Source organism: Micromonospora chalcea, assembly GCF_002926165.1.
Classification (GTDB): domain Bacteria; phylum Actinomycetota; class Actinomycetes; order Mycobacteriales; family Micromonosporaceae; genus Micromonospora; species Micromonospora chalcea.
Map to the genome: position 1 here is coordinate 100,253 of NZ_MAGP01000067.1, position 11,447 is coordinate 111,699.

An 11,447-nucleotide genomic window follows, 5' to 3' on the forward strand; every position below is an offset into this window, starting at 1 on the left:
CGATAGCGACGCCCGGCGGCCTATCCTGACTCCCCGGGCGCCGTCTTCCGGCCCCGGCGTCGGCGAGGGGGAGCAGTGCTGGTCATCCACGGGCTGTGGCTGCCCGGTAGCGGGCTCGCCCTGTGGGCCGAGGACAGCACGCGCCCGGCGCGCGGGCCCCGCCGGCCCGGCCGCGTCCCGCGCGAGCGCCCGCACCCGTTCGCCGCCGACCACGCCACGCTCGCCGCCGCGCTCGACGGCATGCCGGGCGAGCCGGTCTCCGTCCTGCTGGACCTGCCGACCCGCGCCGGCTCGCCGGTGGACTCGCCGGAACTGATCCGGGCCACCGTCGGGGAACCGGTCCGCGGCCCGGTCACCCGCGCCGGATGGCGGGTCCCGGCCCTGGGGTACGCCCCGGACGCCGCGTACGAGCTGCTGCGCGCGCCGACGCCGGGCCCGGTCGGGGCGAGCCTGCGTCACCTGTGCGAGCTGGCCGACTTCGCCACCGACCTGGTCGCACGCGGCCGGCTGCTGCCGGTCGCGCTCGACGCGTACCCCGGTGGTGGTGGACCCGACGGCGGGCCGGCCGCGACCGGCCGGCGTGCCTCAGCGCGGCGGTCACCGGCGGCCTCCGGCGCGAGGGCCGGGCGGCGGTTGCGGGCCGTCGGGGCGGACGACGTGGCGACCGGGTGGGCGCTCTGGCGGCCGCTGCTCACCGGCACCGACGCGGGCTGGGCGCGCGACCTGGCGACGGCGTTGCCGCCGGCGGCCCGCGCCGCCCGGGAATGGCGGCCCGAGCCGTGGGGCCCGGCAGCGGCGTCGGTCGGTGCGGGCGAAGGCCCTGGCGGGGCCGCCGCCCCGGCGTCGGCGCATGTGCGGACGGACGCCGCCGAGCCCATGCCGGGCGGGCGCTCGCCGAGCGGGTCCGTCCGGGACAGCAGCCGGGCGGGCGAACCGGCGGGCGGCGCGTGGGCCGGGCGATCCGGCGACATCGGGGCCGGTGAGCTGGTCGCCGAGGCGCTGGACGCGCTGGTCGACGCCGCCGCCCGGGTGGCGCTGGCCGACACCCGGCTGCACCGGGGAATGCGCCCGGTCGGCGCGGTGCCGCGCTGGCTGGCCGCGCTGACCGGCCCGGAGCGGGCGTTCCCCGCCGAGCCGGACGCGCTGGCGACGCTGCGCGACGAACTGGACGCCTGGCAGCGCGACGCCGCGGGCGGCGCGGTACGGGCCACGTTCCGCCTGGTCGAGCCGGACGTCGACCCGGTCGCCGAGCTGGTCGAGGACGCCGTCTGGCGGGTCGAGTTCGGCCTGCACCCGGCCGACGAGCCGGGGCTCGTGGTGGACGCCGCGCACATCTGGCAGCGGCCCGCGCCGGCGCTGACCGCCCGGGGCGTGGAGCCGCAGGAGACGCTCCTGGCCGAGCTGGGCCGGGCCAGCCGGCTGTGGCCCGAGGTGGACGCCGCGTTGCGTACCGCCGCGCCGGAAGGCATGGAACTGGACGCCGACGGCGCGCACCGGTTCCTGCGTGAGGGCGCGCCGGTGCTGCACGCGGCCGGGTTCGGGGTGCTGCTGCCGTCGTGGTGGCGGCGTTCCTCGTCGCGGCTCGGCGCGCGGCTGCGGGCGCGCAGCCGGAGCGCGCCGGGAGCGGTGGCCACCAGCGCCGGGAAGCTGGGGCTGGACGCACTCGTCGACTACCGCTGGGAGCTGGCGCTCGGCGACCAGCCGCTGACCGCCGAGGAACTGGCGTCGCTGGCCGACCTGAAGTCGCCGCTGGTCCGGCTGCGCGGCCGGTGGGTCGAGCTGGACCCGCAGCGGCTGGAGGCCGGGCTGAAGCTGCTGCGCTCCTCCGGCGAGCTGACGGTGGCCGACCTGCTGCGGATGGGACTGTCCGGTGACGACAGTGCCGGTGAGCTGCCGGTGCTGGACGTGGTCGCCGACGGCGCGCTCGGCGAGCTGCTCGCCGGTGAGGCGGAACGGCGGCTCACCCCGGCCGACCCGCCGCCGGGTTTCACCGGGAGGCTGCGGCCGTACCAGCGGCGCGGGCTGGCCTGGCTGGCGTTCCTCCAGTCGCTCGGGCTCGGCGGCATCCTCGCCGACGACATGGGGTTGGGCAAGACCGTCCAACTGCTCGCGCTGCTCGCCGGTGACCCGCCGGAGGCCGGGCCCACGCTGCTGGTCTGCCCGATGTCGCTCGTCGGCAACTGGCAGCGGGAGGCGGCGAAGTTCGCGCCCGGCCTGCGCGTGCACGTGCACCACGGCGCCGAGCGCGCCCGGGGCGAGGGCTTCGCCACCGCGGTGGGCGAGGCGGACCTGGTGCTCACCACGTACTCGGTGGCCGCCCGGGACGCGTTCGAGCTGGCCGGCGTCGACTGGCACCGGGTGGTGGTGGACGAGGCGCAGGCGATCAAGAACGCCGCCACCCGGCAGGCCGAGGCGGTCCGGTCGCTGCCCGCGCGGCACCGGGTCGCGGTCACCGGTACGCCGGTGGAGAACCGGCTCGCCGACCTCTGGTCGATCATGCAGTTCGCGAATCCGGGGCTGCTCGGCCCGGCCGCGACGTTCCGCAAGCGCTTCGCCGAACCGATCGAGCGGCACGGCGACGCCGAGGTCGCCGAGCGGCTGCGCCGGATCACCGGCCCGTTCGTGCTGCGCCGCCTCAAGACCGACCCGACGATCATCACCGACCTGCCGGAGAAGCTGGAGATGGAGGTGGTCTGCAACCTCACCGCCGAGCAGGCCGCGCTCTACCAGGCCGTGGTGGACGACATGATGGCGAAGATCGAGTCCAGCGACGGCATCGAGCGGCGCGGGCTGGTGCTGGCCACCATGACCCGGCTCAAGCAGGTCTGCAACCACCCCGCCCAGCTGCTGCACGACGGCTCCGCGCTGGACGGCCGCTCCGGCAAGCTGGAACGCCTCGACGAGATCGTCGACGAGGTGCTCGCCGCGGAGGAGAAGGCGCTGCTGTTCACCCAGTACGCCGAGTTCGGCGGCATGCTGCGCGGGCACCTGTCGGCGCGTACCGGCCGGGAGGTGCTGCTGGGGGACGGCGGCGTCGGCAAGGCCGACCGGGACGCCATGGTGACCCGCTTCCAGTCGCCGCAGGGGCCGCCGCTGTTCGTGCTGTCGCTCAAGGCCGGCGGCACCGGTCTCACGCTGACCGCCGCCAACCACGTGGTGCACGTGGACCGGTGGTGGAACCCGGCCGTCGAGGACCAGGCCACCGACCGGGCGTTCCGCATCGGACAGCGCCGCCGCGTGCAGGTACGCAAGTTCGTCTGCGCCGGCACCGTCGAGGAGAAGGTGGCCGCGATGATCGCGGACAAGCGCAGCCTGGCCCGGTCCGTGGTGGGCAGCGGCGAGCAGTGGATCACCGAGCTGTCCACCGACACGCTGCGGGACCTGTTCACGTTGGAGTCCGGGGCGGTGGTCGAGTGAGCCCCCGCTTTGACGACTACCGGCCGCCGCTGCGGGTCGAGGGTGGCCTGCGGGCGCGCAGCACCAGAGGCGCGATCGGGCAGTCCTGGTGGTCCCGGCGGTTCGTGGAGGTGCTGGAGTCGTTCGCGCTCGGCTCCCGGCTCACCCGCGGCCGGGCGTACGCGCGCCGGGGGCAGGTGCTCCGGCTGGACGTGTCGCCCGGCAAGGTCACCGCCGAGGTGCAGGGCTCCCGGCCGCGCCCCTACCCGGTGCGGATCGGGTTGGCCGCGTACCCGGAGAAGGTGTGGCGGCGGCTGGAGTCGGAGCTGGCCGGGCAGGCGTTCTTCAGCGCCCGGCTGCTCGCCGGTGACCTGCCGGCCGAGTTGGAGGAGCTGTTCGCCGAGGCGGGCGCGCCGCTGTTCCCGGCCGAGATCGACGAGCTGGACCAGAGCTGCGGCTGCCCCGACTTCGCGGTGCCGTGCAAACACCTGGCGGCCACGTTCTACCTGCTCGCCGAGGCGTTCGACGCCGACCCGTTCCACCTGCTGCACTGGCGTGGCCGGTCCCGCGCCGAACTGCTCGACCGGCTGCGTACGCTGCGCGGCGCCGTGGCGGACGGCGGTGTGCTCGGCGCGGGCCCGGCATCGGTCCCGGGCGCCGGGCCGGACCCGGCGGCGACGACGGGTGTGCCGGTCGTCGGCGCGGCGCGGGCCCTGGCCGGGGTGCCGGCGGTCGAGCCGGACGAGGAGCTGGACCGGTTCTGGCTGGCGCCGGTGGCGCTGCCGGACCGGCCGCCCACGCTCGCCACCGGCCCGGAGCTGCTGCTGCGCCAGCTCGGGTCGCCCGGTGCCGCGATCGGCGGGCCGGGGCTGGCCGAGCGGCTGCGCCGGGCGTACCGGGAGTTCGGCAGCACCGGGGGCGCGTCGCCCACGGAGTTCGGTCGCGCCGAAGGCGCGCGTTAAGAAGGGGCCCTTCCTCTACCGGAGGCGTTAAGAAGGGGCCCTTCCTTACGCCTACAGCAATCGGCGGCGGAAACGCCACATCACGGCGGCGTTGGCGACCAGCACCACCGCGCAGATCGCCCCGGCCAGCCGTCCGACCAGTACTGTCATCGCCGGTAGCGAGGCCCACAGCACGATCGTCAGCAGCATCATGTACCGGCCCCGGCGTCCCTTTATCCGGCTGTCCAACCGGGCGAAGAACCGAGGGTCGCTCTCCCGCAGACGGCGGGTGATCTGTTCGAACCTGCGCTGATCCTCTTGGCTGAGCATGGCGGTGCCTTCCCCTCACGGCTTCAGCGGTTCGGCGGCATACCCGGATCGGAGGGCGGTCACGCGCCGCCGCTGCTGCTGTTTCGCCGGACCGGACAGGCGGAACGAGGTTCTCAGCGCAGGCTTATCCGTACCTTAAGTTTCGGTGAGGCGGTGAACGCCCCCGGCGGCGTCGCCGGGCTGCGAAACCTCGCGTTCGGGCGGTGCGTGACCGGATCGGCCCTGCTCCGGACGTCGCCGCGCACTCGCCGCCCCGCCGGGTCCTCCGCGGCGGGCCTGAGCACCGTCTTAAGTGCGCTCGCGGGCGCATCCGGCGTGCCTTGAGCGGCCGGGACGGCCTGGCTACTTTCCCGTAGGCAACTTCTCCGGCAACCGTCGCCGCCCCTGCGCCACCCGACCCCCCGGGTGGCAGGCGTGCCGGCACTCGAAGAAAACGGGATAGGTACATGGCCGACCTGAACGTGCCACCGCGTCGACCCCGGGACGACCGCGGCTGGGACGGATACCAGCACCCCCATCCGGACGGGTACCGCGACCCGCACGCCGCGCCGTACGCCGGCGCTCACCCCGCCCCCGCGCCGGGCCCGCAGTGGGTCGGACCGGACGGCTTCGCCCCCGCCGCCGGTGGCTACCCGCCGCAGGGCGGCTTCCCCCAGCAGGGCGGCTACGCCCAGCCCGCCGGCGGGTACGGCCCGCCGCCCGGCCCGGGACTGCCCACGCTGGACGACGACGGCGACGAGCCGCCGAACCGGGGTCGCCGCCGCGCGCTGGCCACCCTCGGTGGGGCCGCGGTGGTCGCCGGTGGCGCCGCCTTCGCGCTGTCTCCGCAGGTACGCGGACTGTTCACCGGTGACGCAGCGGCCGGTGACGCCACCGGCACCGTCACCACCGACGGCAACGCGGCGCGGCCGAGCGGCCAGCAGCCCAGCACCGTGCGGACCTACACCGAGCAGAACGAGAGCTACATGGGCTCCCGGGCGGGCGAGGCGCTCAAGCGCAACGCGCCCACCGGCGGCCGGCTCTACGGCAGCCCGGCCGCCGCCGCCGAGGCGACCAAGGTGACCGTGAAGACGGTGCTCGCCAAGGATCCGATCCGGCACCTCGCCACCCGCACCACGTTCGGCGCGACCCCGAAGATGCTCGCCGACATCAAGCGGCTCGGCATCGACGACTGGCTGCGCCAGCAGCTCGAACCGGAGAAGATCGCCCCGACCAAGGCGGAGCTGAAGCTGGCCGAGCTGCAGTCACTCAAGCTCAGCCCGACGCAGCTGCGCGACCAGCGCGAGCAGCTCAACGAGAAGGGCGTCGACCCGGCCCGGGAGACGGTGGACGCCACCATCGCCCGGCAGATCTGGTCGGACCGGCAGCTGTTCGAGGTGATGGTCGACTTCTGGAACGACTTCCTGCACGTCGCCGCCGACTTCGACGGCGGGGAGAACTACCGCAACGCGTTCGACCGGGACGTCATCCGCAAGCACGCGCTCGGCAGCTACCCGGAGATGCTCGTCGCCGCGAACAAGCACCCGGCGCTGCTGCTCTACCTGAACCAGGTCGACTCGCGCAAGGACGCGGTCAACGAGAACCTGGCCCGGGAGAACCTGGAGCTGTACTCCGTCGGCGTCGACGGTGGCTACACCGAGAAGGACGTACGCCAGGCCGCGCTGCTGCAGACCGGACGCGGTGTCGCCGACGGCAAGTACAAGTTCTTCGCCGAGCGGCACTACCTCGGCAAGGTGAAGATCCTCGGGTTCAGCCACGCCAACAACTCCGACGATCCGGTGGCCGCCGACAAGGTCATCGACTCGTACATCCGTTACATCGCGACGCACCCGTCGACCGCCCGGTACGTGGCGCAGAACCTCGCCACCCGGTTCGTCTCCGACACCCCGCCGAAGTCCGTGGTGGACCGGCTCGCCAAGGCGTACACCACGAACAAGGGGCAGATCCGCCCGGTGCTGGCGACGCTGTTCAGCTCCTCGGAGTTCTGGGCCGCGGTCGGCCAGAAGGTACGCCGCCCGATGGAGTACCTGGTCGCCACGTACCGGGCGCTCGGCGTCTCGCCGGACGCGGCCCCCGGCTACTCCGGCGACAATCGGCGGACCCCGTTCGCGCAGGGCCTGCGGCAGATCCAGGACAAGATGCGCGAACTCGGCCAGTACCCGATGGGCAAGCCCACCCCGGACGGCTACGCCGACGTCTACCTGGCCTGGACCTCGGCCGGCACGATGATCGACGGCTGGAACGAGGCGGGCGACCTGATCGCCGGCTACCGCAAGCAGTTCACCTTCGCCAAGCCGGAGAAGCTGGTGGCGAAGCCGCCGGCCACCGCCGGGGCGTACGTGGACGCGCTGGCCCAGCGGCTGGTGCACCAGAAGCTCAGCGCCAAGGAGAAGAAGCTCGTGCTCGCCGTGGCCGGGGTCGCCGAGAGCGCCAAGGTCGACGCCACCTTCAACGGGGCCATCGCCGCTGTCGCGCGGACGATCCTCGCGTCCCCCCAGCACCACCTCCGGTGAGGCATTCGATGGAGATGACCGTGAACCCGTACCCCCTGCACCCCGAATGCCCCGACCTGCGGCGGCTGGCCGACAACCCGGCCGAGGCGCTGCTGCGCGCGGAGGCGGACATCGTCGCGGCCGAGAGCGCGGCCGAGGCCGACCGGTACCGCCGGCTGGAGGAGATCGAGGAGGCGCAGCAGGACGGCCGGGGCGTCACCCGCCGTACCTTCGTCGCGGGCGCCGCGGCCACCGCGACCGCGCTGGCGACGGCCCAGTTCGTCACCACGTCGGCGTCGTTCGCCGCGACCAAGACCGGCACGCTGATCCACGTCTTCCTCTACGGCGGGCTGGACGGGCTGAGCCTGGTCGCCCCGGCGAGCGACCCGGTGCTCACCAAGGCCCGCCCGGACCTGCTGCTCGGCGAGGACTCGCTGGCGCTGGCCCGCGGCTTCAAGCTGACCAGCGCGTTCGCGCCGCTGGAGAAGTGGCTCAAGGCCGGTCAGCTCGGCTTCGTGCCGGCCGCGTCCGACCCGCGGCTGTCCCGCAGCCACTTCCAGGCCGCCGACGCCTGCAACCTGGGCGGCCTGCCCGGCCGGATCGGCGGCCGGGGCTGGCTGGACAGCCTGGTCGACGCGCTCGGCAAGGGCACCGCGTTCCGCAGCGTCGGCATCGGCAGCACGCTGCCGCGCTCGCTCGTCGGCGTGAACGGCGCGATCTCCCTCAACAGCGTCGGCGACCTGCGGCTCAACGGCGACGACAAGTTCCGGGCGGCCACCGAGAAGGCGATCCGCGGCCTGTTCACCGGCATCAACCACCCGGTGGAGGAAGCGGTCATCGAGGGCATGGGCGCGCTCGCCACCGCCCAGAAGCTGGCTGCCAAGCCGTACGCCGCCGCCGAGGGCGTCGAGTACCGGGGCGTCGGCAACTCGTTCAAGCAGCTCGCCCAGCTCATCAAGGGCGGCGCGAACGTGCGGGTGGCCACCGTCGGCATGGGCGGCTACGACACCCACGAGAACCAGGGCACCCGCGAGGGCGGCCAGCTCTGGCGGCGGCTCAACGAGCTGGCCGCCGCGATGGCCGCGTTCTTCACCGACCTGGGCGACCAGGCGGCGGACGTGACGATCATGGTGTCCAGCGAGTTCGGCCGCCGGGTCGCCTCGAACGGCGGCGGCACCGACCACGGCCACGGCGGCGTGGTCACCGTGCTGTCCGGCCGCAAGCTGGCCAGCTCGCTGCTCGGCACCTGGAACGGGCTGGACAAGTTGGACAGCGGCGACGTGCCGGAGTACAACAACATGTTCAACGTCTACGGATCGGTCGCGCAGGGCCGCTTCGGCCTGACAAACGCCGAGGTGGACAAAATCTTCCCCCGGCAGAAGTTCACCCCGGTCAAGATCTACGCGTGACGTACCAGGAAACCCGCGCCGCCGGCCGTCGTACCGGGCACTCCGCCCCGTACGGCGGCCGTCCGGCTGCTCCCGTACCCCCGGCTCGTCCGCGCCGCGGACCCGGCGCCCGGCGGGCGCTCGCCGCGCTCTTCTGGCTCGGGCTGGTCGCCGCGGTGGTGCCGTGGTGGCTGGACACCCCGGCCGGGTCGCTCACCGACACCGCCGACCTGCTCACCGCGGGCGGCCGGATCACCGGCCTGATCGCCGGCTACCTGCTGCTGGTCCAGGTGCTGATGATGAGCCGGCTCGGCGTGCTGGAACGCGCGCTCGGCGGCGAGCGGATCTCCCGGCTGCACCGGGACCTCGGCGCGACGCTGCTGGTGGCGGTGCTCACGCACATGTCGCTGCTGGTGGTCGGCTACTCCCGGCAGGAGCGCAACTCGGTGCTCGCCGAGGTCGGCGTGCTGCTGACCGACTACGAGGACATGATCACCGCGTTCGCCGCGGCCGGCGTGCTGGTCACCGTCGCGGTCACCGCGGTCGGCGCGGTGCGCAGCCGCCTGCCGTACGAGCTGTGGCACCTGCTGCACGCGGCCAGCTACCTCACGCTGCTGCTCGGCTACGCGCACCAGTTCAGCAACGGCGCGCAGCTGCACCAGCCGGGCCTGGTGCGTACCGGCTGGATCGCCGGATACGTGCTGGTGGTGGCCGCGCTGGTGTGGGGCCGGGTGCTCGCGCCGCTGGCGTTCAACCTGCGGCACCGGCTGCGCGTCGCCGACGTGGTGGCGGAGAGCCAGGACACCGTGTCGGTCTACCTGACCGGGCAGCGGCTCAACCAGATCGACCTGCTCGGCGGGCAGTTCTTCCGCTGGCGGTTCCTCAACCCCGGCTGCTGGTGGCAGTCGCACCCGTTCTCCGTCTCCGCCGCCGGCAACGACAGGTGGCTGCGGATCACGGTGAAGGTCGTCGGCGGGTACACCGCCGAGCTGCGCGACCTGACGCCGGGCACCCGGGTCTGGGCGCAGGGCCCCTCCGGCACGTTCACGGCCGCGCACCGCACCCGGGAGCGGACGCTGCTCATCGCCGGCGGCAGCGGTATCGCCCCGCTGCGGGCCATGCTGGAGGAGCTGCCGCCCGGCGCGGCGCTGATCTACCGCGCGAGCACCCCGGCCGACGTGCTGCTGCACCAGGAGCTGGACTGGCTCGCGCAGGCCCGGCAGACCTCCGTCTGGTACGTCGTGGGCCGCCGTGACGACCCCGGCCCCCGCCAGGTGATGAACCCGGAGGGGCTGCGCCGCCTGGTGCCCGACCTGACCCGGCGCGACGTCTACCTGTGCGGCCCGGGCGGCCTGGTCGACGAGGCGGTCGCCGCGCTGCGCGCGGCCGGCGTGCCCCGCCGCCAGATCCACCTGACCGCGTTCGAGCTGTAGGAAAGGCACCACCATGCGTCGCGCGCTCCTCGCGATCACCGGACTGGCCGCCGGCACCACCGCGCTCGTGGTACTCAAGGGCGCGCCGGGCAGTGGGCAGACCCTGCCGGACGCGCCGCTGCCGCTGGCTCCGGTCGCCCCGGGCGGCTCGGCCGCGCCCGAGCCGCCGTCGCCCACCGCCGCCGCGTCCGGCAGCGCCACGCCGTCGTCGCGCGCCTCGGCGAAGCCCACCCCGAAGGCGTCCGCCGACCGCAGCCCGGCCAGCCAGGGCGGCACGCGAACCAGCACCGCACCCGCCGCGCCGCGGACCACCACCAGCGCGCCGAAGGTCACCACCCGCACGGTGACCGGGCCGTCGGTCACCTACGAGTACGGCTCACTGCAGGTGCGGATCACGCTCAGCGGCAGCCGGGTCGTCGACGCCACGGCGATCGGACTGCCGCTGGGCGGGCAGTCCGGGCAGCGCAGCGACGACGTGCAGGCCCGCTACAGCGGCACGTCCGGTGAGGTGGTGGCCCGGCAGAGCGCCAACCTGAGCACCGTCTCCGGGGCCACGTACACCAGCACCGCGTACAAGCAGTCGTTGCAGGCCGCGCTGGACAAGGCGTGACGGTTCGTTCCGGCCTGCGCCGGGTCGAGCACGTCATGGGTACGGCGATCAGCCTGGACCTGGCCGACGACCTGCCCCCGGGGACCCTGCACGAGCTGGCCGAGGACACGTTCGGCTGGCTGCGCGAGGTGGACGCGCGGTTCAGCACGTACCGGGACGACAGCGAGGTGTGCCGGATCGACCGGGGCGAGCTGCGGCCCGCCGACGCCTCCGCCGACCTGCGCGCCGTGCTGGCGGCCTGCGCCGACCTGTGGACCGCCACCGACGGGTTCTTCGACGTGTACGCGACCGGGCGGCTCGACCCGTCCGGCTACGTCAAGGGCTGGGCGGCGCAGGTCGCCTCGGACCGGCTGGTCGCCGCCGGCTCGCCGAACCACTGCGTGAACGCGGGCGGCGACGTGCGGGTACGCGGCCACGACGCGGCCGGACAGCCGTGGCGGATCGGGGTGCGGCATCCCTGGGACCCGGCGGCGACCTGTCTGGTGCTGACCGGCACCGACCTGGCGGTCGCCACCTCCGGCGTGTACGAGCGCGGGCACCACGTGCTGGACCCGCGCCGGGGCGTACCGGCGAAGGGCCTGCGCTCGGTGACGGTGGCCGGCGGGGACCTGGGTGTGGCCGACGCGTACGCGACAGCCGCGGTGGCCATGGGCACCCAGGGCCTGACCTGGCTCGACCGCCTACCGTCCCCCTGGCAGCACGCAGTGGTCACCGAGGACGCCCACCTGCACCACTCCCGCACCCTCCCCACCATCCCCACCCCAGCGCGGTGATCAAGGAGTTTGTGTCCGTTTAGCCCGCGCTGGAGGACACAAACTCCTTGATCAACGGCATCGGGGGGGGGGGCGGGTGAGGGG

8 protein-coding genes are annotated in these 11,447 nt (G+C 74.3%); 7 read left to right on the forward strand and 1 reads right to left on the reverse strand.

All coding sequences use genetic code 11. The features are described 5' to 3' along the window. Window positions 1-75 precede the first annotated feature (75 nt). Together BAW75_RS07525 and BAW75_RS07530 are read left to right on the forward strand one after the other, a co-directional pair. Window positions 76-3,417, forward strand: coding sequence for a DEAD/DEAH box helicase (locus BAW75_RS07525; protein ID WP_104113052.1), 3,342 nt, complete (start codon window positions 76-78; stop codon window positions 3,415-3,417). After that, window positions 3,414-4,358, forward strand: coding sequence for an SWIM zinc finger family protein (locus tag BAW75_RS07530; protein ID WP_104113053.1), 945 nt, complete (start codon window positions 3,414-3,416; stop codon window positions 4,356-4,358). The genes BAW75_RS07525 and BAW75_RS07530 overlap by 4 nt, the downstream gene beginning before the upstream one ends. A 51-nt stretch (window positions 4,359-4,409) precedes the next feature. On the opposite strand, the gene BAW75_RS07535 is transcribed toward BAW75_RS07530, so the two are convergent. Next, the gene (locus tag BAW75_RS07535) at window positions 4,410-4,667 is read right to left on the reverse strand and encodes a DUF3040 domain-containing protein (protein WP_043329246.1); all 258 of its coding nucleotides are present in this window, start codon (window positions 4,665-4,667) and stop codon (window positions 4,410-4,412) included. 446 nt (window positions 4,668-5,113) lie between these two features. On the opposite strand from BAW75_RS07535, the gene BAW75_RS07540 reads away from it, so the two are divergent. From BAW75_RS07540 to BAW75_RS07560, 5 genes are read left to right on the forward strand one after another with little or no spacing between them, the layout of a single operon-like run. Continuing rightward, complete coding sequence (locus BAW75_RS07540; protein WP_064448260.1) at window positions 5,114-7,180, forward strand: DUF1800 domain-containing protein; 2,067 nt, start codon at window positions 5,114-5,116, stop codon at window positions 7,178-7,180. 14 nt (window positions 7,181-7,194) lie between these two features. Then, complete coding sequence (locus tag BAW75_RS07545) at window positions 7,195-8,568, forward strand: DUF1501 domain-containing protein (protein WP_244206030.1); 1,374 nt, start codon at window positions 7,195-7,197, stop codon at window positions 8,566-8,568. Beyond that, a complete protein-coding gene (locus BAW75_RS07550) occupies window positions 8,565-9,980 on the forward strand; it encodes a ferredoxin reductase family protein (protein WP_104113055.1) in 1,416 nt (471 codons plus the stop codon). Before BAW75_RS07545 ends, BAW75_RS07550 begins: the two co-directional genes overlap by 4 nt. A gap of 13 nt (window positions 9,981-9,993) precedes the next feature. Then, entirely contained in the window at window positions 9,994-10,590 is a 597-nt protein-coding gene (locus BAW75_RS07555; RefSeq protein WP_104113056.1) for an FMN-binding protein, read from the forward strand. A 35-nt stretch (window positions 10,591-10,625) separates the two neighbouring features. Further along, window positions 10,626-11,363: an FAD:protein FMN transferase gene (locus BAW75_RS07560; RefSeq protein WP_104113060.1), complete on the forward strand. Its 738-nt coding sequence runs from the start codon at window positions 10,626-10,628 to the stop codon at window positions 11,361-11,363. Window positions 11,364-11,447: the final 84 nt, after the last annotated feature.